A 26,950-nucleotide genomic window follows, 5' to 3' on the forward strand; every position below is an offset into this window, starting at 1 on the left:
GGTTTTGCTGATATGTCGGAAATTCTCGTTCTGGTCGAGCACGTCGACGGCGAGGTCAAGAAGGTCACGCTCGAACTGCTGACCCTGGCCAAGTCCCTCGGCGCGCCCTCCGCGGTCTGGGCGGGCCCCGGCCTGACCGACGCGGCCACGGCCAAGCTGGCCGAATACGGCGCCGACAAGGTCTACAACGCCTCCTCCCAGGAGATCGTCGACTACGTCGTAGCCCCCAAGGCCGAACTGCTGGCCCAGCTCGTGTCGGAGAAGTCCCCGGCCGGCGTCCTCGTGGCCGCCACCGCCGAGGGCAAGGAGATCGCCGGCCGCCTCGCGGTCAAGACGGACTCCGGCGTCATCACCGACGCCGTCGGCCTGAGCGACGGCTTCGTGGCCGACCAGTCCATCTTCGGCGGCGGCGTCAACGTCAAGTCGAAGGTGGCCAAGGGCACCCCGATCGTCGCCGTCCGCCCCAACTCGACGGCCCCCGTGGCCGCCGCGGGCGCCGGCGCCGTCGAGGAGGTCGCGGTGACCGTCTCCGACGCCGCCAAGGCCGCCCGCGTGGTCGACCGGGTGAAGCAGGAGAAGGGCGCCCGCCCCGAACTCACCGAGGCCGCCGTCGTGGTCTCCGGCGGGCGCGGCGTGGGCTCGGCCGAGAACTTCTCGGTCATCGAGGACCTGGCCGACGCACTCGGCGCCGCCGTGGGCGCCTCCCGGGCCGCGACGGACGCCGGGTGGTACCCGCACCAGTTCCAGGTGGGTCAGACGGGCAAGACGGTCTCGCCGCAGCTGTACATCGCGGCGGGCATCTCGGGCGCCATCCAGCACCGGGCGGGCATGCAGACCGCGAAGACCATCATCGCGATCAACAAGGACCCCGAGGCCCCGATCTTCGAACTGGCCGACTACGGCATCGTGGGCGACCTCCACCAGGTGGTCCCCCAACTCACCCAAGAAGTCACCAACCGCAAGTAGCCAGCTGGATAGCCATTAAGAGCAGCCTTTACGGCAGGCCGTGCAGGCGCCACCCGCCGTCGCGGGTGGCCGCAGGTCGGGGGGATCGCTTCTCACGTCGGACGTGGTCCCCACCGCAACGGCCCGCGTTGCCCAACCTCCGTGGCTACGACACCCGGACGGCGCCGGATCCCCTGTGACCCGGCGCCGTCGGCATTCCGGAAGGCCACCCAATCCGGCACGCCTCCCGGCCGCGGTGGCCGGGCAGCGTGGGCCGTGACGGCGGGGCATGTGTCCGACGTGAGAAGCGACCCCCACGATCGGCGCCCGCCCGCGTCGGCGGGTGGGGTGGGGGCGGCTTCGCCGTAAGGCACCGGAAACGACGGCGGGGAGCGGTTAGGAGAGCCCCGCGCGCCGGGCGCGAGTGACGGCGGCGGGGAGCGGTTAGGAGAGCCCCGCGCGCCGGGCGCGAGTGACGGCGGCGGGGAGCGGTCAGGAGAGCCCCGCGCGCCGGGCGCGGGTGACGGCGGCGGGGAGGGCGTCGGTCAGGCGGTCCACGTCCTCCAGGGTTGAGGTGTGGCCCAGGGAGAAGCGCAGGGAGCCGCGGGCCGCGGCCGTGTCGGCGCCCATGGCCAGCAGGACGTGGGACGGCTGGGCCACCCCCGCCGAGCACGCCGAGCCCGTCGAGCACTCCACGCCCTTGGCGTCCAGGAGCATCAGCAGCGCGTCCCCCTCGCAGCCCGGGAACGAGAAGTGCGCGTTGCCCGGCAGCCTGTCCACGGGGTCGCCGTTGAGGATGACGTCGGGGACGATCGCGCGGACCCTGGCGATCAGCGTGTCGCGGAGCGCGGTCAGGCGGGCGTGCTCGGCGGCCTGGTCGCGGACCGCGACGCGGACGGCGGCGGCGAGGCCGGCGATGGCGGGGGCGTCCAGGGTGCCGGAGCGTACGTCGCGTTCCTGGCCGCCGCCGTGCAGGACCGAGACGGGGGTCAGGCCGCGGGCCAGCAGCAGGACGCCCACGCCCATCGGGCCGCCGATCTTGTGGCCGGTCAGGGTCAGGGCGTCGGCGCCGGAGTCGGCGAAGGAGACGGGCACCTGGCCGACGGCCTGGACGGCGTCCGTGTGGAAGGGGATGCCGTGCTGGTGGGCGATGGCGGCCAGGTCGCGCACGGGCTGGATGGTGCCGACCTCGTTGTTGGCCCACATGACGCTGACCATGGCCACGCTCGACGGGTCCTCGGCGGTGATGGCGTCGGCCAGGACCGATGGGTGGACGCGGCCGGCGGCGTCCACGGGCAGGAGGGTGACGCGGGCGTCCTGGCTGCGTTCGAGCCACTGGGCGGGGTCGAGGGCGGCGTGGTGTTCGACCGAGCTGATCAGGATGCGGTCGGCGGGGCGGCGCGACCAGTACAGGCCCTTGACGGCCAGGTTGTCGGCCTCGGTGCCGCCGGAGGTGAAGACGACCTCGCTGGGGCGGGCGCCGAGGGCGTCGGCGATGGACTCGCGGGACTCCTCGACGATCCGGCGCGTCTGGCGCCCGGCGGCGTGGAGGGAGGAGGCGTTGCCCACGCGGCCGAGGTGCTCCGTCATGGCCTCGATCGCCTCGGGAAGCATCGGGGTGGTCGCCGCGTGATCAAGGTAGGCCGACGGTCTGGTCACCCGACCAGGGTATCTCGTTTGCAACTGTACCGTCTGGACGGTATAGTGTCAGGTATGCGTAGGGATGAGCTGCTGGACGCCGCGGAAGGTCTGCTGTGTGACCAGGGCTCTGACGCGCTCACGCTGGCCGCGGTGGCCGATCGGGCGGGAGTGAGCAAGGGCGGGCTGCTCTATCACTTCAGCACCAAGGAAGCTCTGATCAAAGCGATGGCCGAGCGCCTCATCGGCGACTTCGACGAGCTGATGGCGGCGCAGCCGGGCGACACCTACACCAAACGTTACCTGGCCGCCACGATGGCGGCGATCCGGTCCGGCAGGCTCCGACGATGGGCCGTGGTGACCGGCGCCTCCGGGAACATGTTCCTGCTCACGCCGCTGCGTGAGGCCATGACCCGCTGGCACACCGAGGGCGTCAAGGACGAGCCCGACCCGGTTGCCGCCCAGATCGTCCGCCTGGCCTGTGAGGGCCTGTGGGACGTCGCCAGCCATGACCCGAGCCTGCATTCCGAGGACGAGTTGGCCGCGCTCGAGGAGCGCCTGCTCTCGCTCCTCTGAGCACACCCTTCCCATGGGGTACGGCCGGGCGGCCGTGCCCCTTTTTTTGTTTTCGAGTGAATCGTGCGTGTGAAAGGAATCTGTGATGACCCGCGACCTGAGGACTGCCCGTTTTGGGGCGATCCTCACCTTTGTCCTGGCCGGCTTGATGGTGGGCACCATGACCGTGCGCATCCCGGCGCTGACCGACAAACTCGGCCTGTCCGAGGGAGCGGTCGGCGGCGTGCTGCTCGCGTGGGGCCTCGGTGCGCTCGTCACCATGCAGTCGATGCGTGGCGTCATGAACCGCGCGGGCAGCAGGGCGGTCCTGCGGGTCGGCGGTCCGATGACCGCGCTCTCCCTGTTCGGTCTGGCCTTCGCCCCCAACCTGCCGCTGCTGATCGCGGCCGCCGCGGTGTTCGGCATGGCGTTCGGCATCGTCGACGTGGCCATGAACGCCCAGGGCGCCACGGTCGAGAAGGCATACGGCCGGCCGCTCATGAACGGCATGCACGCGGGCTGGTGCGTCGGCGCCATCTCGGCGGGCGTGTTCGGCTCCCTGTCGATCGCCGTCGGGCTGTCGATGACCGCCAACCTGGTGCTCGTCGCCCTCGTCTCGCTGCCGGTCATGTTCTTCGTCGGCCGCGCCTACCTGCCCGACAGCCCCGCCACCGCGGACGATTCCGCCGCACGGCCCCCGAAGCGGCTGCCCCCGGTCGTCTACCTGTTCGGCGCCATCATGTTCTTCGCCTTCATGGTCGAGGGCACGGTCGCCGACTGGAACGGCCTGTTCATGCGCGACTCGCTGGGCGCCCCCGAGGCGCTGGCCGCGCTCGGGTACCCGATCTTCGAGGCCGGCATGCTGCTGGCCCGGCTCACCGGTGACCGGCTGCGCGCCAGGTTCGGGGTGAAGGGCCTGATGACCGCCTCCGGGCTGGCCACGGCGGCCTTCTTCGCGATCGTGCTGACCGCGGCGACGCCGATCATGGCCTTGGCCGCGATGTTCTTCGTCGGCCTCGGCGTCGCCACGATCGCACCGGTGACGATGTCCATGGCCGGGACTGCCACGGACACCCCCGGGCCCGCGATCGCCCAGGCGGCCGCGATGGGCTACGCCGGACTGCTGCTCGGTCCCGTGGTCATCGGGTTCCTGTCCGACCTGTCCTCACTGCGCACCGCGCTGGGGCTGGCCGTCGTGCTCGGCCTGCTGATCGCGCTGGGAGCCCGGTTCCTGCCCGGCCCGCGCGGCCTCGCCCCCGAGTCGATGCCGCAGGGTGAGGAGCGGGAGCTGGCCAGGGCGAGCTAGTCAGGAGAACGCCTGGATACGGGTGCGCCGCTCGATCTCGTGGAGCTTGCTCTCGCTCATCTTCGGCGCCGCGGTGTAGTTCCAGCCGTCCTTCACGGCCTTCACCGGGACGCCGTTCTCGTTGAGCAGGCGCACCCACTCGCGGAAGTCCCGGTCGTAGCCGGGGTTGTACCTCGGGTCCATCTCCTTCGGCATCCGCACCTTCTTGTGCTCGCAGCGGGCCAGCTTGTCCTCCTGGCCCGCGGCCGGGACGCCCGGGGTGGTGCCGTCCTCCGCCATCACCGCTGGCCCGGTCTCGGGCACGAACGTCACGCCCTGGTCCTTGAGGCACGTGTCGTAGTCCCGGCCGAGCTTGGCGACCAGCTCGGAGGTGTAGTCGATGGGCAGCCAGACGCCCTTCTCCGCCGGCTTCTGCGCGGGGGAGGTGGCAGCGGGCCGCGTGGCGGAGGCCGCCGGGGCGGAGCCGGGGGCCGGCGTGGACGCGGAGGCATAGGCGGCGACCGTGCCGCCGCCCAGCGCGCAGGCCGCGAGTCCGGCAAGGACGAGTTTCTGAGTGAACTTCATGCGCTTCACCCTGCCGCCGGCTTTTAAGGGACTTGTCAGGACGGCATGGGGAACCTGTCTGGTCACATACCGTGAAGCGCATGGGGGCACATGTCTTGATCGCCGAGGATGACGAGGGCCAGGCCGAGCTGATCCGCCGTTACCTCGAGCACGAGGGCCATCGGGTCACGGCCGTGCACGACGGCCGCGCGGCCATCGACGCGGCCCGCTCGGCCGGGCCCGACCTGGTCATCCTCGACCTCATGCTGCCCCGCGTGAACGGCCTGGACGTCTGCCGCGTGCTGCGCGCCGAGTCCGACGTGCCGCTGCTCATGCTGACCGCCCGCTCCACCGAGGACGACCTGCTCCTCGGCCTCGACCTGGGCGCCGACGACTACATGACCAAGCCGTTCAGCCCGCGCGAGCTGATGGCCCGCGCCCGCGCCCTGCTGCGCCGCCGCGTGCGCACCAGCGCGATCCTCGCCGTGGGTGACCTGTGCGTGGATCCCGTCCGCCACGAGGTACGGCAGGCCGGCCGGCCCGTCGAGTGCACCCCGGGCGAGTTCCAGCTCCTGGCCGCCATGGCCGCCGAGCCGGAACGCGTGTTCACCCGCCGCCAGCTCCTGGAGCACATCCACGGCTTCGACCGCTACATCACCGAGCGCACGGTCGACATGCACGTGATGAACCTCCGCAAGAAGCTCGAGCCCGACCCCCGCAAGCCCGTCACCCTGCTGACCGTCTACGGCGTCGGCTACAAGCTCGTCGATGCGGCGCCGTAGCGGGCTGCGGGTCAAGCTGCTGGCCGCCTCCGTGCTCGTGGCCGTCTGCTCGGTCGCCGCGACCGCGTGGGTCGTCAGCACGCTGACCTCCGGAGCCATCCAGCAGCAGCGCGGCCAGGCGCTGGCCGAGGACACCCGCGTCTACGACACGCTCCTGGCCTTCGCCGCCCGCAACCGCGGCTGGACGGGCGTGGACAAGATCGTCGCCGACCTCGCCGTCACGACCGGCCGCAAGATCACGCTGACCACCCACGACCGCCGCCCGATCGCCGCCTCGGCCCCCGGCACCCCGCCCGCGACGCCCTCCGCCGTCGTCGATCCGCTGGCCGTGGACACGGCCCTGCTGCCCTCGGTCGGCGCCGACCGCATCGACCCGCGCGCCACTGGCCCGTTCACCCTGACCAAGGCCGAACTCGCCACCCTGCGCGGGTCCGCGCAGCGCCGCGTGGCCTGCCTGCGGCAGGGCGGGTTCGACGCCAAGGCGGTGACCGGCCCGTCCGGACGCCCGGCCGTCGAACTGAAAGGCACCGCGCCGGTCGAGGACGTGTGCGCCCAGAAAGCGCTGGACCGCCCCACCCGCACGGAGACCAGGGCCCTGCGCCGGCTCGGTGCCCTGGTCAACGCCTGCCTGGAGCGCGACCGGCTCGCACCCGTGACGCTCAAGCTGGACCTGACCTGGGCCTGGACCCGGCCCGCCGTCGCCTCCAGCGTCGTCCCCCAGATCATCAACGGCTGCATCGACACCAGCCGCCGCGAACTGCTGCGCCCCCACGTGGCGCCCGCCGCCTGGCTCTTCATCGAATCGCCCGCCACGGCGCCCGCCCTGAACCTCTCCCCGGCCAACACCGCCCGCATCGCCGCCGTGGCCGCCGCCATCCTCGTGCTCACCGCCGGGATCAGCTTCCTGCTGGCCACCCGCGTCGTCCGCCCGCTGCGCGCCCTGACCGCCGCCGCCCACCGCATGCGCGTGGACGGCGCCGCCAAGGTCGAGGTGTCGTCAGGCGGCGAGATCGGTGACCTCGCCGCCGCCTTCAACGAGATGGCCGAACACCGGCTGCGCCTCGAAGCCCTGCGCAAGGACCTGGTCAGCGACGTCGCCCACGAACTGCGCACCCCGCTCAGCAACATCCGCGGCTGGCTGGAGGCGGCCGAGGACGGCATCGCCCCGGTCGACACCGCCCGCCTGCTGAAGGAGTCGCTGCTGCTGCAGCACATCGTCGACGACCTTCAGGATCTGTCCGTCGCCGACGCAGGCAAGCTCCGCCTCCACCCCGAACCGTTCGGCCTGCGCGACCTCCTCGGCCAGGTGGCCGCCGCCCATCCCGCGCCGGGCCTCGTGGTCACCGTGTCCGCCCCGGATCTCACCGTGGAGGCCGATCCGGTCAGGCTGCGGCAGGCCGTCGGCAACCTGGTCGGCAACGCCATCCGGCACACGCCGCCGGGCGGCCGGATCACCCTGACGGCCCGCCGTACTCTCCAGGACGTGACGATCGAGGTGGCCGACACCGGCATCGGGATCGCGCCCGAGGACCTTCCGCACGTCTTCGACCGGTTCTGGCGCGCGGACCGCTCGCGCAGCCGCACCAGCGGCGGCAGCGGTCTCGGGCTGGCCATCGTGCGCAGCATCGCCGCCGCCCACGGCGGCACGGTCGCGGTCGCCAGCACGCCGGGTCAGGGGACGAGGTTCACCCTGACGTTCAGGACAGGAACGGGGCCACCGCCACCCACGCCGGATCGGAGTCGACGTCCACGACGGGATCGCCTTCCTCCCAGCTGACGATCAGCTCCCTGGCGTGGATGGCCGCCTCGCCGGTGGGGTCGGCGTAGACGTGGATGACGCGATGGCCTTCGGCGCTCAGGTGCGCGGCCAGGACGGCGTCGGCGTGGAGCTTGGTCAGCCGGGCGGCCAGCCGTTCCTCGAAGTCGCGCAGCGCGGTGAGCGAGTCGCCGACCGGCAGGCCGTTCTCGTCGCGGTGGGAGTAGGGCAGCGTGATCTGGATGTGCTGGTCGAACAGCGGGTAGTCCACCGGCCGCAGCGGATAGCGGGTGGTGGCCACCAGCGGCGCCCCGCCCGCGGTCTGGCCTTCGAGCAGCGCCCACTGCTCGTCCTCGTACCCGGAGGCGACGTCGTCCACGACCGCCCGGAGGTGAGCGGAGGCGACGGCGTCGATCGGCGGGAAGTCGGCCGCCGTGATCTCCCCGACCCAGCGGGCCACGTCGTCCTCGCCCAGCAGCCAGTCCAGGGCGAGCAGCGTGGCCTCCATCCGGGTCTCCTCGTCGAGGTCGGTGAAGACCGGGTGGAAGGCGGCCACGTCGATCCTGGACGACCCGCGCGGCACCCGCAGCCCCAGGACCAGTTCCTCGAGCGCGACCTCCTTGCCGCCGACGTCCAGCGTCAGCTCCAGGGCCAGCGGGTTGGCCTGCCGCGACGGGTGGAACTCCCACAGCAGGTCGGACGGCGGCGCCGCCTTGGCCCACCGGTGCGCCAGCGAGCGCAGCTCGGCATCCCCCGCCGCCGTCACCACCAGCGCGTGCGCGGCGTTCCTGCCGGGCGCGATCTCGTAGACCAGCCCGGGCTCCACCGCGGCCACGGCCGAGGCCAGCGTGTCGGCCAGCCGTTCCGCCTCCTCGGCGGCCACCATGGCGTCCACCTGGGGGCGGTTCTGCTCCCACCACACCCAGAAATCCGCGATGCGGTCACCGGGCAGGGCCGGCTCCCGGTCCTCGTCGTCCTTGCGCCCGAACAGTCGCATAGCCAGCCATTCTCGCAGAGCTCAGAGGGGCTCAGGACCGGAGGGCGGCGCGGATCTGGGCCGCCTCCGGCGCGCCGATGCGCTCGAACACCTCCAGCGCCTCCTGGCGGCAGGCGAGTGCCCGGTCGGTCTGGCCGATCCGGTCCAGGACGTCGGCGAGGAGCCGGCGGCTGCGTCCGCGTTCGAGCTCCTGGCCGGACTCGTCGCTCAGCGCGACCGCGCGTTCGGCGTGGGCGACCGCCTGGCGGTCCCGGTCCTCCAGCATCAGCGCCCGGGCCAGCGCGCCGTGGCAGCGTGCCGCCTGCCAGGGGTTCCTGAGCCGCTCGAACATCTCGGCGGCGCGTTCCAGCAGGACGATCGCCTCGCCGGGGCGCTCCGCCTGGAGGTGGGCCAGGCCGAGGTGCAGGCGGGTGATGGCGCCGCCGTCCACGTCGCCGGCCGGGTCGGCGATCGCCAGGGCGTGCAGGCCGCGGTCCACCGCCTCGTCCGTGCGGCCCTGCTCGCGCAGCATGGCCGACAGGTTGGCGTGCATGACCACCCGCGGGTAGACGCCCAACTGCTCCGCGGCGTCGTCCGCGGCCGCGACGGCCTGCTCCATGATGGCCAGGCCCTCGTCGCGCCGGCCGAGGTTCCAGCGCGCCATGGCCTGGGAGTTGATGACGCGCACCTCGAGCACCGGGTCCTGCCTGCCCTCCAGCAGTTCCCGGGCGCGGTCCATCTCCTCGCCGGCCTCCCGCGGGCGGTCGCGGCCGAGCAGCACGAACCCGGCCGCCGTGCGCGCCCAGGTCTCGGCCTGCCGTTCGCCCTGCTCGGCGGCGCGTCCTGCCGCGTCCCGCATCGCCCGCACGATGGCGTCGACGTCCACGCCGTTGTCGCGCACGTTCTGGAAGCTCACGGCCAGTTCGGTGAGCGCGAGCGGGTGCGCGCCGGGCAGCTTGAGGAACTGCCGCGTGGCCGCCAGGAGCCACGGCCACTCCCCGCGCATCCAGGCGCCCGCGGCGTCGCGGCCGGCGAAGTCCAGCCCCTCGGCCGTCGTGGGCACGCCCTCCGGGATGACGGACTGGGGGTTGAGGAGGTGTACGGCACGCCGTGTGGAGGCCAGGCAGAAGTCCATGAGCCGGTCGAGGGCCGCCGCGGACTCGGCGCCGGCCTGGCCGCGGGCATAGACGCGCAGGAGGTCGTGGTAGCCGTAACGGGCGGGGGCCCGCGACTGGAGCAGGTTCAGGTCGACCAGGTTCTCGCACAGCTCCTCGGTCTCGTCCTCGTCCAGGCCGAGCAGCGCCTGCGCCGCGGCCAGCGGGACGTCCTGCGTCTCCGGTACGGCCAGCAGCCGGAAGGCCCTGGCCTGAGGCTCGGACAGCTGTCCGTAGCTGAGCGCGAACGACGACTCCACGGAGGTGTCCTGGACCCGCAACTGCGCCAGCCGGGTGCGCTCGTCGGCCAGCCGTGCCGCCAGGTCGGCGATCCGCCAGGAGGGGCGGGAGGCGATGCGGGCGGCGGCGACGCGCACGGCCAGCGGGAGGTAGCCGCAGGCGGCGACCACGTCCGCGACGGCCTCCGGCTCGGGACGCACCCGGTGCGCGCCCACGACCGCGACGAACAGGCCGGTGGCCTCGGCGGGGTCCAGCGCGGCCAGATCGACGACGCGCGCCCCCGGCAGGTCGGTCATCCTGGCCCTGCTGGTGACCAGGACGGCACAGCCGTCACCGCCGGGCAGCAGCGGCGTGACCTGTGCGGCCGAGGCGGCGTTGTCCAGCACGAGCAGCACCCGCCGCCCGGCAAGGACCGAGCGGAACAGCGCCGAGCGGTCGGCCAGGGACTCCGGGATCCGGCGTTCCCCGACGCCGAGCGCCCGCAGGAACCGGGCGAGCACCCCGGCGGGCGGGACCGGGTCGGGCCCGGCGCCGCGCAGGTCGACGTGGAGCTGGCCGTCGGGGAAGCGGTCGCGGACGCGGTGGGCGCCGTGGACGGCCAGCGAGGTCTTGCCCACGCCGCCGCCGCCCGACACGGTGACGATCGGCAGGGTGCCCGGCCGGGTGAGGACCTCGGTGATCTGCGCGACCTGCTCGGCGCGGCCGGTGAAGTCGGCGAGGTCGGCGGGGAGCTGGGCGGGCACCGCGGCCGGCACGGAGGGGGCGGCAGGGGGAGTCTCGGCGTCGAGGATGGTACGGCGGAGCTCGGCCAACGCCGGCGACGGCTCGATGCCCAGCTCCTCCACCAGGTAGGTCTGGGTGTCGGTGAACACCGCCAGCGCCTCGGCCCGCCGTCCGGAGCGGTGCAGCGCCAGCATCAGCAGGCGGCGGAGGTTCTCCCGGAAGGGGTAGGCGGCGCACAACTCGGTCAGTTCGGTGATCACCTCGGCGTGCCGGTCCTGGGCGAGCCGTTGCTCCAGCCAGGCTTCCCTGGCCGTGAGCATGGACTCCTTCAGCTGGGCGCGCCGGGCGGCGGCCCAGTCGCCGTCGAGCCCGGCCAGCGGCTCGCCCCGCCACAGCCGCAGGGCCTCGCCGTACTCCTTCCGGCGGATGAGGTCCGTGAAGTCGGCCACGTCGCTCGCGGACTCGGTCAGCGCGTGCCCGGCGGGGCCGGAGACGACCGCCTGGGCGCCCAGCACGCCGCGCAGGCGGGACAGGTAGGTGCTGACGACGCCCCGGGCGGTGCGCGGCGGACGCTCTCCCCAGAGGGCCTCGACCAGCCGATCCGTGCTGACGGGACGCTCACCGGCGAGGACGAGCACGGCGAGCACGAGCTGGAGCTGAGGGGGCCCGGCGGGGAGCCGGGCGGATCCCCGCCATACGTGCACCGGCCCCAGCAACTCGAAGCGCAGACGTCCTTCCATGGTGAAAAGTCATCTTATGGGGGGTTTGGCGGCGTTGGCCGGCATCGGCGGGTGGTGGCGGACGGCCCGCCGTAAACTCCGGATAGTCTGGTTAGGTCATGGGACTTCGCGTGCTTGCCGCCATGTCGGGCGGCGTCGACTCCGCCGTGGCCGCCGCCAGGATCGCCGAGGCCGGTCACGACGTCACCGGCGTGCATCTGGCTCTGTCGGCCAACCCGCAATCGCACCGCACCGGCGCCCGGGGCTGCTGCACGATCGAGGACTCCCGCGACGCCCGCCGGGCCGCGGACGTGATCGGGATCCCGTTCTACATCTGGGACATGGCTGAGCGCTTCCAGCGTGACGTGGTCGAGGACTTCGTGGCCGAATACGCCGCGGGCCGCACGCCCAACCCCTGCCTGCGGTGCAACGAGAAGATCAAGTTCGCCGCGGTGCTCGACCGGGCGCTGGCACTGGGATTCGACGCCGTGGCCACCGGGCACCACGCCAAACTTGCCGACGGCGTGCTCTCCAGGAGCCCCGACCTGGCCAAGGACCAGTCGTACGTGCTCGGGGTGCTCACCCGCGAGCAGCTCGGCCACGCCATCTTCCCCCTCGGCGACTCCACCAAGGCGCAGGTGCGCGAGGAGGCGGCCCGGCGCGGGCTGACCGTGGCCGACAAGCCCGACAGCCACGACATCTGCTTCATCGCCGACGGCGACACCCGCGGCTTCCTGGCCAAGCGGCTGGGCTCGGCACCCGGCCAGATCGTCGACCAGGAGGGCGCGGTCGTCGGCTCCCACCAGGGTGCCCACGGGTTCACGGTCGGGCAGCGCAAGGGCCTGCACATCGACCGCCCCGCCGCCGACGGACGGCCCCGCTACGTGCTGTCGATCGAGCCGGTCTCCAACACGGTCACCGTGGGCCCGCGCTCGGCGCTGGCGGTCACCACGGTCCGCTGCGAGCGGCCGATCTGGAACGGCCCCGACGCCGACGGACCCCTCACCGTGCAGCTGCGCGCGCACGGCGAGGTGTACGGCTGCCGCTACACGCAGGACGGCGACGAGCTGGTCATCACGCTCGACCGCCCGGCCACGGGTGTGGCGGCGGGCCAGGCGGCCGTCCTGTACACCGGGGAGACCGTGATCGGCTCGGCGACGATCGCCTCCGCCGCCTAGCCGAGCGTCACCGACGCGCCGATCGGCAGCCGGCGGATGTCGGCGCCCTGCTTGTCGGCCTCCATCTTCAGCCAGTTGTCCACCAGGCCGAGCCCGACCTCGTTGTAGAGGCCGTCGTGCGTGGAGTAGGCCCTGGCCGGGCGGATCGTGCGCAGGTACTCCACCATCTCGGCCAGCTTGAGCCACGGCGCGCCGGTCGGCACCAGCAGCGTCCCGAACTCCGCCTCGGGCACGGTCAGCGCGTCGCCCGGGTAGAAGACCTCCTCGTCCACCAGGAAGCCGACGTTGTTGGCGATCGGCACGTCGGGATGGTTGGTGGCGTGCCACTCGCCGAACGCGCGCACGGTGAACCCGGCGGTGGTGAAGGTGTCGCCGTGCTGCACGACCTGGACCTTCATCGGCACACCGGCCAGCTGGGTGGCCACCTCGCCGCAGGTCCACAGCTCGATGCCGGGCGAGGCGGCCTCCAGGCGCTCGACGTCCAGGTGGTCGAAGTGCGCGTGCGTGATGAGCACGGCGTCGGCGCCGTCGAGGACCGGGTCCTTGGTGAACGTCCCCGGGTCGATGACCAGGACCTTGCCGTCCTTCTCCAGACGGACGCAGGCGTGGCCGTACTTGGTGAGCTTCATGGTCCTCAGCCTAACTAGGCTTGGCCCCATGACTTCGTGGGAGGCAACGGGCGTCGGGTCGCATCCGGGTGACGATCACCTGGAGGCGTTGCGTGTGGTTTTCGGTGAGGTGCCCGGCCTGCCGTACCTGCCGGAGCTGCCGCAGCGCGGGGTCGGCGCGGACATGATCGGGCGGACGGCGTCGCTGCTGATCGACATGCCGGTGGAGGTGCAGCCGTCCGGGTGGCGGCTGACCGACCGTGCCGGGCGCGACCACCAGCGGGCCGTCGATCACCTGCGCCGCGATCTCGACGGGCTGGAGGAGATCGGGCAGGGGTTCGAGGGGCCGGTCAAGGTGCAGGTGTGCGGGCCGTGGACGCTGGCGGCCGCGATCGAGCTGCGGCACGGCAACCGGATGCTCTCCGACGCGGGCGCGGTCCGCGACCTCACCGCGTCGCTGGCCCAGGGCGTGGCCGACCACGTGGCCGAGGTACGGCGGCGCCTGCCGGGAGCCGGCGAGGTGGTCGTCCAGCTCGACGAGCCGAGTCTGCCGGGCGTGCTGGCCGGGACGGTGCCGACCGCCTCCGGGTTCGGCCGGCTGGCGGCGGTCGAGGAGTGGCGGGTCGAGGAGGCGCTGAAGGCGTTCGAGGCGCCGCTGGTGCACTGTTGCGCGCCCGGCGTGCCCTACGCGCTGCTGCGCCGGGCCGGGGTGCGCGGCGTCTCCGTGGACGCCTCCCTGATCAGGCGGCGGGACGAAGACGCCGTGGGGGAGGCCGTCGAGGCAGGGCTGGTGTTCCTGCTGGGCGTGATCCCGGGCACCGACACCCGGCTGCCGGACATCGGCGTCGTGGCCAAGCCCGCCGTGGAGCTGTGGCGGCGGCTCGGGTTCGCCCCCGGCGACCTGGCCGGGCGCATCACCCTGACACCCTCCTGCGGGCTGGCCGGCGCCTCGCCCGCCTACGCCAGGGCCGCGCTGCGCGCCTGCCGCAAGGCCGCCGAGGTCCTCCGCGAGGACCCTGCAAGCGGGATGCAAGGCGGCTGACTAGCCTCGTCACCATGATGTTTCGCACCATTGCCGTGGGCGCGACCCTTGTGTTCGCGTCCGCGACCTTGGCCACCCCCGCCCTGGCCACGGCCAACCCGGAGACCTGGAGCTGGGGCTCGATCTACTCCGCCGACCGGGCCGGCAAGGCCAAGGGCAAGGTCGTGCTCGACCGGCCCGGCTTCGTCGTCTCCGGCAAGCTCCACGACGCGCCCGGCACGAAAGGCTGCTCCTGGCTGAAGTTCCGCTGGACCACGGAGAACGGCGGCCACGGGGCCAAGACGTACAAGAACTGCTCCGGCGCCAAGCCCCTGGCCTTCTCCCTCAAGACCGGCTACATGCTCTCCATCGAGGGCCAAGTCTGCCGCGGCACCTCCCGCGCGATCACCGGGAAGTGCTCCTCCTGGGACGGCGTCTGGGCCCAGGGCGGCTGAGTACGCCCTTACCCATGGCGCGATCGCGAGATTGTGCTGAACTCGATGCGTGACAGCCGGTGACTTCGCAGGCGCGAGCGCGCTGCTGATCGGCACGGGCACGCATCGCCCCGAATCCGACCTCCCGGACCTCCCCGCGGTCTCCCGCACCCTCCACGACCTGCGCACAGCGTTGCTGGAGACGTGCGGACTGGCCGACGTCCGGGTCGGACTCGATCTGGCGAGCCCGCTGGAGCTGGGCGCCGCCGTCTCGGAGGCAGCGGCGACCGCGGGCGGCCCGCTGATCGTGTACTACGCGGGCCACGGCCTGGTCAGCCGTCGTGGCTCGCTCCACCTCGCCGCCGGTGTCACCCGCTCCGGGCCGCTCCACCTGGAACATACGGCTCTGCCGTACGACACCGTGCGGCGCTACCTCCTCGACAACGTGGACGCGCCGGTCGCCGTCATCCTGGACTGCTGCTTCTCCGGCCGGGCCATCGAAGGCATGTCCGCCCTGGACGAGGTGGCCGGGCTCACCGAGATCACCGGCGCCTACGTGCTCACCTCCGCCGGCCGCAGCGAACCCGCCTTCGCCCCGGAAGGCGCCCGATACACCGCCTTCTCCGGTGCCTTGCTGCGCCTCCTGCACGAGGGCGATCCTGGCGGCCCGCCGTACCTGACCCTGCAGCACATCCACCGCCACCTCAGCCGCACGCTGCCCGCCGCCGGATTCCCGCGCCCGCGCGCCCGCTCCACCGGCCGCGTCGCCGAACTCGCCCTCGCCCGCAACCCCGCCCACGGAGCCACCGCCGAGGGGGTACGGCTGTCGCCGTCCGGCCTGCCGGAAGGCGCTCCCTACAAGGGGCTGGCGGCGTTCGGGGAGACGGACGCGGCGCTGTTCTTCGGCAGGGAGCGGCTGGTGGCCGAACTGATCCGGCGCCTGACCGCCCTGGAAGCCGACCCGGCGCCGCTCATCGTCACCGGGCCGTCGGGGTCGGGCAAGTCGTCGCTGTTACGGGCCGGTCTGGCACCCGCCGTGTGCCAAGGCGCCCTGGGCACTCCCCGCACCGTCGCCGTGATCAGGCCGGGCGAGGCGGTGCCCGGCGCGCCGGGTGGGGCTGCTGCGCCCGGTGCGCCGGATGTGCTGATCGTCGACCAGATCGAGGAAGACCTCGAGGCCGCCGCCGCGCTCTGCGCCCGGCCGGGGCTGACCGTGCTGGCGGTGCGTGCCGACTTCCTCGGCCGCTGCGCCGAACACCCCGCGCTGCGGCCCGCCCTGGAACGCGGCCAGGTCGTCGCCGGCCCGATGACGCCCGGCGAGTTGCGGGCCGCGATCGAGCGTCCCGCCGCGGCCGCCGGGCTGACGCTGGAGCCCGGCTTGACCGAACTGCTCCTGCGTGACCTGGGCACCGAGGCGGGACGGCTGCCGCTGCTCTCCCACGCCCTCCTGGCCACCTGGCAGCAGCGGCGGCGCGAGGTCCTGACGGTCGCCGGGTACCGGCAGACCGGAGGCATCCACGGCGCGCTGGCCGCCACCGCCGACGACGTGCTCGCGTCCCTGCCCGAGCCCGAGGCCGCCAAGGCGGTGTTCCTGCGCCTCGTGCACGTGGGCGACGGCACCGACGACACCCGCCGCAGGGTGACTCGCGCACACCTGGCCGCCGAACTCCCGCCCCCGGCCGCTGCCGGGAGGGCGTCGGTCGCGCCGGCCGACGAGGTCATCGAGGCGTTCGCCGCCGATGACGCCCGCCTGCTCACCCTCGACGGCGACACCGTCACCATCACGCACGAGGCGCTGCTGACCGCCTGGCCGGCGCTGCGCGGCTGGATCGACGCCGATCGGGCCGCGCTGCTGGTCGAGCAGCGGCTGGTCGAGGCGGCCCGCTCGTGGGAGGGCGACCAGGCGGGGCTGTATCAGGGCGGGCGGCTGGAGCTGGCCCGCGCGTGGGCGTCGGGGCGGGTGCCGGGGCCGCTGGTGGCCCGTTTCCTGGCCGCCTCGGAGGCGCTGGCGGCGCGGCGGGCGCGGGCGCGGGTGGCGCTGGTGTCCGTGCTGAGCGGGTTGCTGGTGGTGTCGCTGGTCGCCTCGGGCCTGGCCGTCCTGAAATATCAGGACGCCGAGCGCGAGCGCCGCATCGCCGACGCCCGTGCCCGCGTCTTCCAGGCCGACGTGGTACGGCAGGCCGACCCGTTGGCCGCGCTCCGCCTCGGCATCGAAGCCGTCAGCACCGAACCCGGCGTCATCACCGAGTCCGCGCTGGCCGCCGACGCCCTGAGCATCGCCTACCGGGGCCGCCTGACCGGCTTCACCGCCTCCGTCAACGCCGTAGCCATCAGCCCGGACGGCGGGCGCGGCCTGGCGGGAGACTTCCAGGGCACACTCGGCTACTGGGACCTGGACCGGCGCGTGCGGCTCTCCACCCTGCCCGCCGCGGGAAAGGGGCCCCTGTACTCGGCCCGCTTCGACGACGCCGGCCGCCGGGCGGTGGTGACCTGGCAGGAGGCGGCGCCCGAGATCTGGGACCTGACCACCTCCGTACCCCGGCTGGCCGGGTCCCTGGGCGAGCCGGCCGACCACGCGGAGTTCTACGCCGGAGGGCAGCGGCTGGCGGTGGCGTCCGCGCGGGGTGTGGAGCTCTGGGACGTACGGGGCGAGCCCAGGTTGCTGACCCGATTCGGCCCACCGGTGACCAGGCTCGCCGTGTCCGGGCGAGCACGGGGGAGTGCGGGCGGGGAGACGCTGGTGACGGTGGATGCGGCGGGGGCCGGGAGGGTGTGGCGGTTGTCCGCGGGAGGAGCCGCGTCCGAGGCGCTTCCGGTGCCCGAGACGGAGACGAACCCGAGCACGGGCGTGGCGCTCACCCGGGACGGCACGCTGGCGGTCGTGGGCGACCGGGTCTGGGACCTGAGGGGCAGGCCGGAGCTGGTCGGATACCTCACGGGGCACGAGGGGTTCATCGCCGACGCCGCCTTCTCTCCGGACGACACCATGCTGGCCACGGCGGGCGAGGACTACTCGGCCATCGTCTGGAACCTGGGCGATCCCCGGTCGCCGCGGATCCGCGCCCGGCTGGCCGGGCACACCGCAGAGGTGACCGGGGTCGCGTTCGGGTCCGGCGGGCGCCTGCTCACCGGCAGCGGCGACGCCTCGGCCATCGTCTGGCGGTATGCGGATCCGCCGGCGGCCCAGGTGCTGCCGGTGTCCGCCGTGCAGATCGCGGCCGGTGGTACGGCGATGCTCACCCACACCCCGGCGGACCCGGCGACCGCCACCCTCTGGGGACCGTCCGGGCAGGTCGCCTCGTTCCCATCGGCCGCCGGGGGCGTGGCCCTGAGCGCGGACGGCCGGACGGCCCTGGTCGGCGGGGAGACAGGGGCCGTGCTGCGCGGGCCCGACGGCACGACGCGCTCGCTGGCCGCGGGCATGCGGGTGCGCTCGGTGGCCCTCAGCCCGGACGGACGGCTGGCGCTGATCGGCGGTCCCGACGGCGTCGCGCTGTGGACGGCGCAAGGAAGCGCGCCAGGAAGTGCGCCAGGAAGTGCGCCAGGAGGCGCGCCAGGAGGCATCGGGACGCCGGACGGCCGGGGCACGCAGGGAACGGAGGCCCGGCTGCCCGGGGCGACGGCTTTCACGGTGGCGATGGGTGCCGGGTTCGGGGTGGTGGGCGGGGAGGACGGGCGGATCGCGCTGTGGGATCTGCGTGATCCGGCGCGGCCCCGGCGGGCGGACCTGGTTGACGGGCACTCCGGCCAGGTGCGGGCGCTGGCCGTACGCGATGGGCTGGTGCTGAGCGGCGGCGAGGACAGGAAGGCGGTGCTGTGGGAGGTAGGGGAGGGCCCGCGGCTGCGGGCGGCCGGGTCGATGGGCGGGCACGGCGGCGCGGTGCACGAGGTGGCGCTCAGCGCGGACGGGCGGGTGGCGGCGACGGCGGCACTGGATGAGACGGTCGCCGTCTGGCTGGTCAGGGATCGCTCGGGTCCGCGCAGGATTCACACGCTGGCGGGGGCCGGAGAAGGCGTCGCCTTTGGGCCTGGCACCTACTCCTTGGTCGCAAGTACCGTCCAAGGAGGGGTCAATCAGTGGGATTTCCGCTATTTAGCCGAAGTTATCGATCGGCCGCTCGCTGCTGCCTGTGCGCTGGCCGGTTGTGAGAAGGGGCGGGACAATGGTGGAGAGTAAAGCCACGGCCGGTGACAAGGTGGGTATTCCCTCCCCTTCCAGGAAGGCGGACGCGACGCTCAGAATCTCGCCCCGCACAAGGGGGAAGAAGCGGTACTCGATCCGGTATTCCCTGGAGGACGGCGGGGCGGGCTTCGACACCAGGCTGACCGTCTTCTACCGGACCGAGGGCGGGGGCGAGGGCAGCCACCGGGTCGTCAACCGGGGGCCGGGCACCGATTCCGACGTGTTCGTCATCCGGTCCACGAAGAAGATCGTCTCCATGGGCGCCAAGGTCGAGCGGATACATTCGGCCGGGGTCATTCCCAGGGGATGGGATCCCAACGTTTTTTCGTGACCGGAGCTCCCTTGGATAGCGTTCTCTCGGAACGTTGAACGAGGGGAGTACGGGGATGATCGCCGAAGCGCCCGACGAAGCCCGTAAGCGGCATACGGAACTGAGCGAACTGGTCGAGGAGGCGCGCTGGCGGTATTACGTGCTCGATCAGCCGACGGTCAGCGACGCCGAGTTCGACGGGTGGTTCCGCGAGCTGCTCGCGCTGGAGGAGAGCCATCCGTCGCTGCGCACGCCCGATTCGCCCACGCAGAAGGTCGGCGCCCCGCCGTCCGGTGACTTCGCGAAGGTGGATCATCTGGCGCGGATGGAGAGCCTGGACAACGCCTTCAACGCCGACGACATGGCCGCCTGGATCGCGCGGGCGGAGCGGCTGGCCGAGGGGGCGGCCGGGCCGTACCTCTGTGAGCTGAAGATCGACGGGCTGGCGATCGCGCTGGTCTACCGGGACGGGAAGCTGGAGCGCGGCGCGACCCGCGGCGACGGGCGCACGGGCGACGACGTGACCCCGAACGTGCGCACGATCACCGGGGTGCCGCACCGGCTGCAGGGGGACGACGTCCCGTCGCTGGTGGAGGTCCGTGGGGAGGTGTACATCCCGGTTGCGGACTTCGCCAAGCTGAACGAGCAGCTGGGCAAGGAGGGCAAGCCGCTGTTCGCCAATCCGCGCAACGCGGCGGCGGGCACGCTGCGGCAGAAGGATCCGCGCGTCACCGCCCAGCGTCCGCTGCGGTTGATCGTGCACGGGATCGGGGTCTGGGAGGGGTCCGCGGAGCCGGCGGCGCAGTCGGAGGTCTATGACCGGCTGCGGGCGTTCGGGCTACCGGTCTCCGATCTGTACAAGGTCGTGGCGGATCTCGGTGAGATCAACGACTTCATCGAGCACTATCGGGTGCACCGGCACGACCCGGCCTACGAGATCGACGGCGTCGTGGTGAAGGCGGACAACTTCCGCACCCAGCGCGAGCTGGGCTCCACCTCGCGGGCGCCGCGCTGGGCGATCGCCTACAAGTACCCGCCGGAGGAGGTCAACACCAAGCTGCTCGACATCCAGGTGGGTGTCGGCAGGACCGGGCGGGTCACGCCGTTCGGGGTGATGGAGCCGGTCGTGGTGGCGGGTTCGACGGTCGAGCGGGCGACCCTGCACAACGCGGCCGTGGTGAAGGCCAAGGGCGTGCTCATCGGCGACACCGTGGTGCTGCGCAAGGCCGGCGACGTCATCCCGGAGATCGTCGGCCCGGTGCTCGGGCTGCGTGACGGCAGTGAGCGCGAGTTCGTCATGCCGGCGCAGTGCCCGGCCTGCGGCACCGCGCTGGCCTACGAGAAGGAGGGCGCCGCCGACCTGCGCTGCCTGAACGCGCAGCACTGCCCGGCGCAGCTGCGTGAGCGGGTCTTCTTCGCCGCCCGCCGTAACGCGCTCGACATCGGCGGCCTGGGGTACGTGGCGGCGACCGCGCTCACTCAGCCGGTGGCCGAGCAGGAGCCGGTGCTGCGCACGGAGGCCGACCTGTTCGGTCTCACGCTGGACAAACTGCTGCCGATCCGCTCGATCGTCCGCGACCAGGACACCGGCCTGCCCAAGATCGACGAGAAGACGGGCGAGCCCAAGGTCGTCTCGTTGTTCTCCAACGCCGACGGTGAGCCGTCGATGGCCGCGCTGAGCCTGCGCGAGCAGCTGGAGGCGGCCAAGGACAAGGAGCTGTGGCGGGTGCTGGTGGCGCTGTCGATCCGGCACGTGGGGCCGCCGACCGCTCGCGCGCTGGCCTCGGCGATGCGCTCGATCGACGTCATCATGAACGCCTCGGCGGAGGAACTGGCCGAGGTCAAGGACATCGGGCCCAACATGGCCGCCACGATCAAGGAGTGGTTCGAGGTCGGCTGGCACCGCGAGATCGTCGAGAAGTGGCGGCTGGCGGGCGTGCGCATGAAGGATCCGGAGCCCGAGGCGGACGAGGCCGTCCCGAAGACCCTGGAGGGGCTCACGCTCGTGGTCACCGGGACGTTGGAGGGCCACACCCGCGAGAGCGCCGCCCTGGAGATCGAGGCGCGCGGCGGCAAGGTGGCCGGTTCGGTCTCCAAGAAGACCGCTTTCGTGGTGGTGGGGGAGAACGCCGGGTCGAAGTACGACAAGGCGGTGTCACTCGGCGTGCCCATCCTGGACGAGGCGGGCTTCGGCGTCCTGCTGTCGGAGGGGCCGGAGGCAGCCGCCGCGGCGGCGGTCAAGACGGAGGACTGAAAGATCCTGGAGCCCTTGGTCCGCGGCGTGTTGCGGCAGGTCGCGGACCGTATGGGGTTCTAGAAGAGTATTCCGCGCCGGTCGGAATGTGAATAAATGTCGGAAAGGAGAAGTGACCGAGCGTACGCGCTTGGTTTCGCGAAGTGGGGTGAAGGTCGTACCCTCCCATAGTGACCTAATGGGGGTTCTGTTACTCATGACTGACCCAACCGACACCCGCGATACCGGACCGCGCCTGGGCACCCCCCTGTGGGCCTTCCTCGCGGGCGTCTCCGTGATCGGCTTCACCGCGCTCGTCGCGGCCCTGTTCAGGATCGACCCGGCCCAGCTGGCCGACCTGGCCCGCACCCCGCTGTTCTGGATGCTCGCCGTCCTCGTGGTGCTGGGCGAGCTCAGGCCCGTGATGGTCTCGTCCGCGACCTCCGTGGGCGGCACCTACCCCTCGACGATGTTCACCTTCGCGGTGCTGCTGCACTTCGGGCTGCCCTCCGCCGTGCTCATGCAGGCCGTCGCCGTGGTCATGAACGGGGTCGTCACCCGCAAGGCCTGGCACCGGGTCGTCTTCAACGTCGGCCAGTCCACGCTCGCGCTGACCGCCGCCGCAGTCGTCCTCGGGATCTTCGGCATCGTCCCCACCCCCGCGCTGCCCTGGGTCCCGAGCGGAGGCGACCTGGTGCCCATCGCCCTGTCCGGCGTCGCCTACTTCGTCACCCGCGCCACGCTCGTCTGCGGCGCCGTCGCCCTGCACGAACGCCGCTCGGTCATCCGCGTCCTGCGCTCGACCGTCGGCCCGCAGAGCCTCGTCTACACCGCGCTGCTCGGCCTGGCCCCGCTGGTCGTGGTCGTCATGAGCCATTCGCCCGGCCTCGTCCCGCTGTTCGTCGCCCCGCTGGCCGCGGTGTACTTCACCGCCACCCTGTCCATGCGCCGCGACCACCAGGCCATGCACGACGAGCTCACCGGCCTGCCCAACCGCAAGATGCTCATCGTCAGCACCGAAGAGGCCCTGGCCGAGGCGCGCGAGGGCGAGCGAGTCGGCCTGTTCCTCCTGGACCTCGACCGGTTCAAGGAGGTCAACGACACGATGGGCCACCCCGTCGGCGACCGCCTGCTCCAGATGGTCGCCCACCGCCTCCTGCATTCGGTACGGCCCGGCGACGTCGTGGCCCGGCTCGGCGGCGACGAGTTCGCCGTGCTGCTGCCCTCCATCCGCGACGCCCACGCCGCCCGCGAGGTCGCCGCCCGCCTGCGCGCCGCCCTCACCGAGCCGGTGCGCCTGGAGGGGATGACCTTCGACCTCGACGGCTCGGTCGGCATCGCGCTCTTCCCCGACCACGCGCCCGACTTCGAACTGCTCATGCAACGCGCCGACGTCGCCATGTACATGGCGAAGGAGGCCAGGACCGGCGTCGAGCTCTACCAGCCGGACAAGGACCGCAACTCGCCCGAACGCCTCCACCTGCTCGGCGACCTGCGCCGCGCCGTGGACAACGGCGAGTTGCGCCTGCACTACCAGCCCAAGGTCGGCCTGGCCACCGGAGCCGTCCACGGCGTCGAGGCCCTGGTGCGCTGGCAGCACCCCGTCCTGGGGATGATCCCGCCGGCCGAGTTCATCCCCCTGGCCGAGCAGTCGTACCTGATGCGGCAGATCACCGAGTTCGTCATCGAGGCGGCGCTGGAACAGGCCGCCCGCTGGTGGCACACCGGGCTCCAGATCCAGGTGTCGGTCAACATCTCCGCCCGCGACCTGCTCGACTCCGCCCTGCCCGAGCAACTGGAGGTGGGCCTGGCCCGCTACAGCCTGCCGCCGGAGGCCATCCAGCTCGAGGTCACCGAACGTATCCTGATGGGCGAGCAGGCATACACCCACGACACCATCAAGGCCCTGGCCACGCTCGGCGTCCCCCTGGCCCTGGACGACTTCGGCACCGGCTACTCCTCGCTGATCAGGCTCCAGCGCCTGGCCATCGCCGAAGTCAAGATCGACGCCTCGTTTGTGTCCAGGATGGCCGACTCCGAGGACGACGAGCGCATCGTCCGCTCCATCGTCGACCTCGTCCGCTCCCTCGGCCTGCGCTCGGTCGCCGAAGGCGTCGAATCCGACGACGCGGCGCTGCGCCTGGCCGAGATGGGCTGCGACGTGGCCCAGGGCTGGCTGTTCTGCGAGCCGATGGCCCCCTCCGACGCCACCCACTGGCTGCGCGAACACCTCAACCCCGACCCCGGGTACGGCTACCGCGCCGCCGAAGCCGCTCACACGGCCTGACCGGGGTTAATCGTTTGCCCGGGCACCCTAGGATGTGAGTGTCCAAACTCCATCCAGAAACGGGTTCAACGACTCATGTCCGCCATAACCCGCGACGAGGTCGCCCACCTGGCCCGGTTGTCCAGGATGGCGCTCACCGACGACGAGCTCGACCACTACGCCACCCAGCTCGATGCGATCATCGAGGCTGTCGCGAAGGTCGCCGAGGTCGCCGCCGAGGACGTGCCGCCTTCGTCGCACGCGCTCCCGCTGACCAACGTCTTCCGCGCCGACGAGGTGCGACAGTCCCTGACGCCTGAGCAAGCCCTGGCCGGCGCGCCGGCCGTCGAGGACGACCGCTTCCGGGTTCCGCGCATCCTGGGGGAGGAAGCATGAGTCTCATCCGCAAGACGGCCGCCGAACTCGGCGCGCTGATCGCCGCCGGCGAGACCTCCGCCGCCGAGGTCGCCCAGGCGCACCTCGACCGCATGGCCGAGGTCGAGCCCAAGGTCAACGCCTTCCTCCACGTCGACCGCGAGGTCACGCTGGCCCAGGCGCGGGCGGTCGACGCCCGCCTGGCCGCGGGGGAGAAGCTCGGGCCGCTGGCCGGGGTGCCGATCGCGCACAAGGACATCTTCTCCACCCACGACATGCCGACGACCGCCGCCTCCAAGATCCTGGAGGGCTGGCGCCCGCCGTACGACGCGACCGTGACCGCGCGGCTGCGGGCGGCCGGGCTGGTCATCCTCGGCAAGACCAACCTCGACGAGTTCGCGATGGGTTCCTCCACGGAGAACTCCGCCTACGGCGACTCGCACAACCCGTGGGACCTCGAGCGCACCCCCGGCGGCTCCTCCGGCGGCTCGTCGGCGGCGGTGGCGGCCTACGAGGCGCCGCTGTCGACCGGCACCGACACCGGCGGCTCCATCCGGCAGCCCGCCGCGGTCACCGGCATCGTCGGCATGAAGCCCACCTACGGCGGCTCCTCCCGCTACGGCGTCATCGCCTTCGCCAGCTCGCTCGACACCCCGGGCCCGTTCGGCCGCACCGTGCTCGACACCGCGCTGCTGCACGAGGTCTTCTCCGGCCACGACCCGATGGACTCCACCTCCATCGACGCGCCGGTGCCCGCCGTCGTCGAGGCCGCCCGCCACGGTGACGTCCAGGGCATGCGCATCGGCGTGGTCAAGGAGTTCGGCGGCGAGGGCTACCAGCAGGGCGTGCTCAACCGCTTCCACGACGCCGTCGAGCTGCTGGAGTCGCTGGGCGCCAAGGTCGTCGAGGTCTCCTGCCCGACGTTCACCACCGCGCTGCCCGCCTACTACCTCATCGCGCCGTCGGAGTGCTCGTCCAACCTGGCGCGCTTCGACGCCATGCGGTACGGCCTGCGCGCCGGCGACGACGGCACCCGCAGCGCCGAGGAGGTCATGGCGCTGACTAGGGCGGCCGGGTTCGGCCCCGAGGTCAAGCGGCGCATCATGCTCGGCACCTACGCGCTGTCCAGCGGCTACTACGACGCCTACTACGGCCAGGCGCAGAAGGTCCGCACGCTCATCTCGCGTGACTTCGAGGCCGCCTACCAGCAGGTGGACGTGCTGATCTCGCCGACCACGCCGACCACGGCGTTCAGGCTGGGCGAGCGCACCGACGACCCGATGGCGATGTACCTCGCCGACCTGTGCACGATCCCGTCGAACCTCGCGGGCAACGCGGCCATCTCGGTGCCGTGCGGCCTGGCCGACGAGGACAACCTGCCGGTCGGCCTGCAGATCATGGCTCCGGTGCTGGGCGACGACCGCTGCTACCGCGTCGCCGCGGCCGTGGAGAAGGCCCTGGAGAGCCGCTGGGGCGGCCCGCTGCTGAAGGAGGCTCCGTCGCTGTGAGCGTGATGGCTTTCGACGAGGCGCTGGCGCGCTTCGAGCCGGTGCTGGGCCTGGAGACGCACGTCGAGCTGGGCACCCGGTCGAAGATGTTCTGCGGCTGCAAGACCGCCTTCGGCGCCGCGCCCAACACCCAGGTCTGCCCGACCTGCCTGGCCTTCCCCGGCGCGCTGCCGGTGGCCAACACGGCGGCGATCGAGTCGACGATCCGCATCGGCCTGGCGCTGAACTGCTCCATCGCCGAGTGGTGCCGCTTCGCCCGGAAGAACTACTTCTATCCGGACATGCCGAAGAACTACCAGATCTCGCAGTACGACGAGCCGCTGTGCTTCGACGGCTACATCGACGTCGAGGTCGACGGCAGGACGGTGCGCATCGAGATCGAGCGGGTGCACCTGGAGGAGGACACCGGCAAGTCCACCCACGTGGGCGGCGCCACCGGCCGCATCCAGGGCGCCGACTACTCCATCGTCGACTACAACCGCGCCGGCATCCCGCTGGTCGAGATCGTCACCAAGCCGATCCCGGGCACCGACCGGATGGCTCCCGAGGTGGCCAAGGCGTACGCGACCGAGCTCCGGGAGATCATGCGGTCGCTGGGCGTCTCCGACGTACGCATGGAAGAGGGTTCCATGCGCTGCGACGTGAACGTCTCGCTGATGCCGCGCGGCGCCGCGGAGTGGGGCACCCGCACCGAGACCAAGAACGTCAACTCGCTGCGCAGCGTCGAGCGCGCGGTCCGCTCGGAGATCGAGCGGCAGGCCGCGATCCTCGCCGAGGGCGGGAAGATCCTCCAGGAGACCCGCCACTTCCACGAGGACACCGGCACCACCACGCCCGGCCGCTCCAAGGAAGAGGCGCAGGACTACCGCTACTTCCCCGAGCCCGACCTGGTGCCCATCGCGCCGGACCCGGCGTGGGTGGCCCGGCTCAAGGCCGAGCTGCCCGAGCTGCCGTCGGTCAGGCGTCAGCGGCTGCAGGCCGAGTGGGGCGTCTCCGACCTCGACATGCAGGCGATGCACAACGCCGACGCCATCGACCTGGTCGAGGCGACGGTCGCGGCGGGCGCGCCGGCCGCCGACGCGCGCAAGTGGTGGATGGGCGAGCTGGCCCGCCGCGCCAACGAGAGCGGCACCGCCCTGTCCGACCTGCCGATCACGCCCGCGGACATCGCCCGCGTGACCGAGCTGGTCGCCTCGGGCGCCCTCAACGACAAGCTGGCCCGCCAGGTGCTGGAAGGCGTCCTGGCCGGCGAGGGCACCCCCGACGAGGTCGTGGCCGCCCGCGGCCTGCAGATCGTCAACGACGAGGGCGAGCTGTCGGCCATCATCGACCAGGTGCTGGCCGGCAACGCCGACGCGGCCGACAAGGTGCGCTCCGGCAAGATCGCCGCGGTGGGCGCGCTGGTCGGCGGCGTCATGAAGGCCAGCCGCGGCAAGGCCGACGCCGGCCGCGCCCGCGAGCTGATCCTGGAGAAACTGGGCGTCTCGGAGTAGCCGC

20 protein-coding genes are annotated in these 26,950 nt (G+C 72.5%); 15 read left to right on the top strand and 5 right to left on the bottom strand.

Annotated elements, in window-relative coordinates:
- Window positions 1–12 precede the first annotated feature (12 nt).
- Window positions 13–966, top strand: a complete 954-nt coding sequence (locus tag FVE25_RS31810; RefSeq protein WP_157250807.1) for an electron transfer flavoprotein subunit alpha/FixB family protein — start codon at window positions 13–15, stop codon at window positions 964–966.
- A gap of 471 nt (window positions 967–1,437) precedes the next feature.
- On the opposite strand, the gene FVE25_RS31815 is transcribed toward FVE25_RS31810, so the two are convergent.
- Entirely contained in the window at window positions 1,438–2,604 is a 1,167-nt protein-coding gene (locus tag FVE25_RS31815) for a cysteine desulfurase family protein (protein ID WP_281367931.1), read from the bottom strand.
- Between the two features lie 54 nt (window positions 2,605–2,658).
- On the opposite strand from FVE25_RS31815, the gene FVE25_RS31820 reads away from it, so the two are divergent.
- Both FVE25_RS31820 and FVE25_RS31825 read left to right on the top strand, forming a co-directional pair.
- Window positions 2,659–3,159 carry a TetR/AcrR family transcriptional regulator gene (locus tag FVE25_RS31820; protein WP_281367932.1) on the top strand — a complete coding sequence of 167 codons (501 nt, stop codon included), beginning with the start codon at window positions 2,659–2,661 and terminating at the stop codon, window positions 3,157–3,159.
- Between the two features lie 85 nt (window positions 3,160–3,244).
- Window positions 3,245–4,444 carry an MFS transporter gene (locus FVE25_RS31825; RefSeq protein ID WP_157250810.1) on the top strand — a complete coding sequence of 400 codons (1,200 nt, stop codon included), beginning with the start codon at window positions 3,245–3,247 and terminating at the stop codon, window positions 4,442–4,444.
- Here the strand turns inward: FVE25_RS31825 and FVE25_RS31830 are convergent, their stop codons facing one another.
- Window positions 4,445–5,008, bottom strand: a complete 564-nt coding sequence (locus FVE25_RS31830) for a hypothetical protein (protein WP_157250811.1) — start codon at window positions 5,006–5,008, stop codon at window positions 4,445–4,447.
- Window positions 5,009–5,088: 80 nt separating this feature from the next.
- Between FVE25_RS31830 and FVE25_RS31835 the strand changes: the two genes are divergently transcribed.
- The gene (locus tag FVE25_RS31835; protein ID WP_157250812.1) at window positions 5,089–5,769 is read left to right on the top strand and encodes a response regulator transcription factor; all 681 of its coding nucleotides are present in this window, start codon (window positions 5,089–5,091) and stop codon (window positions 5,767–5,769) included.
- The gene (locus FVE25_RS31840; RefSeq protein ID WP_157250813.1) at window positions 5,756–7,546 is read left to right on the top strand and encodes a sensor histidine kinase; all 1,791 of its coding nucleotides are present in this window, start codon (window positions 5,756–5,758) and stop codon (window positions 7,544–7,546) included. The genes FVE25_RS31835 and FVE25_RS31840 overlap by 14 nt, the downstream gene beginning before the upstream one ends.
- Here FVE25_RS31840 and FVE25_RS31845 read toward each other — a convergent pair.
- Together FVE25_RS31845 and FVE25_RS31850 are read right to left on the bottom strand one after the other, a co-directional pair.
- Window positions 7,467–8,522 carry a DUF695 domain-containing protein gene (locus tag FVE25_RS31845; RefSeq protein ID WP_157250814.1) on the bottom strand — a complete coding sequence of 352 codons (1,056 nt, stop codon included), beginning with the start codon at window positions 8,520–8,522 and terminating at the stop codon, window positions 7,467–7,469. The two genes, FVE25_RS31840 and FVE25_RS31845, sit on opposite strands and share 80 nt — an antisense overlap.
- Window positions 8,523–8,553: 31 nt before the next feature.
- Window positions 8,554–11,358 carry an AfsR/SARP family transcriptional regulator gene (locus FVE25_RS31850; protein WP_157250815.1) on the bottom strand — a complete coding sequence of 935 codons (2,805 nt, stop codon included), beginning with the start codon at window positions 11,356–11,358 and terminating at the stop codon, window positions 8,554–8,556.
- A gap of 98 nt (window positions 11,359–11,456) precedes the next feature.
- On the opposite strand from FVE25_RS31850, the gene mnmA reads away from it, so the two are divergent.
- Window positions 11,457–12,515: a tRNA 2-thiouridine(34) synthase MnmA gene (gene mnmA, locus FVE25_RS31855; RefSeq protein WP_157250816.1), complete on the top strand. Its 1,059-nt coding sequence runs from the start codon at window positions 11,457–11,459 to the stop codon at window positions 12,513–12,515.
- On the opposite strand, the gene FVE25_RS31860 is transcribed toward mnmA, so the two are convergent.
- Window positions 12,512–13,144, bottom strand: coding sequence for an MBL fold metallo-hydrolase (locus tag FVE25_RS31860; RefSeq protein WP_157250817.1), 633 nt, complete (start codon window positions 13,142–13,144; stop codon window positions 12,512–12,514). The two genes, mnmA and FVE25_RS31860, sit on opposite strands and share 4 nt — an antisense overlap.
- A 28-nt stretch (window positions 13,145–13,172) precedes the next feature.
- Between FVE25_RS31860 and FVE25_RS31865 the strand changes: the two genes are divergently transcribed.
- The 9 genes from FVE25_RS31865 (at window position 13,173) to gatB (ending at window position 26,946) form a co-directional block, all read left to right on the top strand.
- Window positions 13,173–14,165 (top strand): methionine synthase, encoded by a 993-nt coding sequence (locus FVE25_RS31865; protein WP_157250818.1) that lies wholly within the window; start codon window positions 13,173–13,175, stop codon window positions 14,163–14,165.
- Window positions 14,166–14,179: 14 nt separating this feature from the next.
- Complete coding sequence (locus tag FVE25_RS31870) at window positions 14,180–14,599, top strand: hypothetical protein (RefSeq protein WP_157250819.1); 420 nt, start codon at window positions 14,180–14,182, stop codon at window positions 14,597–14,599.
- Between the two features lie 49 nt (window positions 14,600–14,648).
- Window positions 14,649–18,755 carry a caspase, EACC1-associated type gene (locus tag FVE25_RS31875; RefSeq protein ID WP_157250820.1) on the top strand — a complete coding sequence of 1,369 codons (4,107 nt, stop codon included), beginning with the start codon at window positions 14,649–14,651 and terminating at the stop codon, window positions 18,753–18,755.
- Complete coding sequence (locus FVE25_RS31880; protein WP_157250821.1) at window positions 18,742–19,092, top strand: hypothetical protein; 351 nt, start codon at window positions 18,742–18,744, stop codon at window positions 19,090–19,092. Before FVE25_RS31875 ends, FVE25_RS31880 begins: the two co-directional genes overlap by 14 nt.
- A 55-nt stretch (window positions 19,093–19,147) precedes the next feature.
- A complete protein-coding gene (gene ligA, locus FVE25_RS31885) occupies window positions 19,148–21,325 on the top strand; it encodes an NAD-dependent DNA ligase LigA (RefSeq protein ID WP_157250822.1) in 2,178 nt (725 codons plus the stop codon).
- A gap of 196 nt (window positions 21,326–21,521) precedes the next feature.
- Entirely contained in the window at window positions 21,522–23,591 is a 2,070-nt protein-coding gene (locus FVE25_RS31890) for a putative bifunctional diguanylate cyclase/phosphodiesterase (RefSeq protein ID WP_157250823.1), read from the top strand.
- A gap of 75 nt (window positions 23,592–23,666) precedes the next feature.
- Entirely contained in the window at window positions 23,667–23,966 is a 300-nt protein-coding gene (gene gatC / locus FVE25_RS31895; protein ID WP_157250824.1) for an Asp-tRNA(Asn)/Glu-tRNA(Gln) amidotransferase subunit GatC, read from the top strand.
- Window positions 23,963–25,453, top strand: coding sequence for an Asp-tRNA(Asn)/Glu-tRNA(Gln) amidotransferase subunit GatA (gene gatA / locus FVE25_RS31900; RefSeq protein ID WP_157250825.1), 1,491 nt, complete (start codon window positions 23,963–23,965; stop codon window positions 25,451–25,453). The genes gatC and gatA overlap by 4 nt, the downstream gene beginning before the upstream one ends.
- 5 nt (window positions 25,454–25,458) lie before the next feature.
- Window positions 25,459–26,946: an Asp-tRNA(Asn)/Glu-tRNA(Gln) amidotransferase subunit GatB gene (gene gatB / locus FVE25_RS31905; protein WP_157250990.1), complete on the top strand. Its 1,488-nt coding sequence runs from the start codon at window positions 25,459–25,461 to the stop codon at window positions 26,944–26,946.
- Window positions 26,947–26,950 lie beyond the last annotated feature (4 nt).

Source organism: Nonomuraea typhae, assembly GCF_009760925.1.
Taxonomy (GTDB): domain Bacteria; phylum Actinomycetota; class Actinomycetes; order Streptosporangiales; family Streptosporangiaceae; genus Nonomuraea; species Nonomuraea typhae.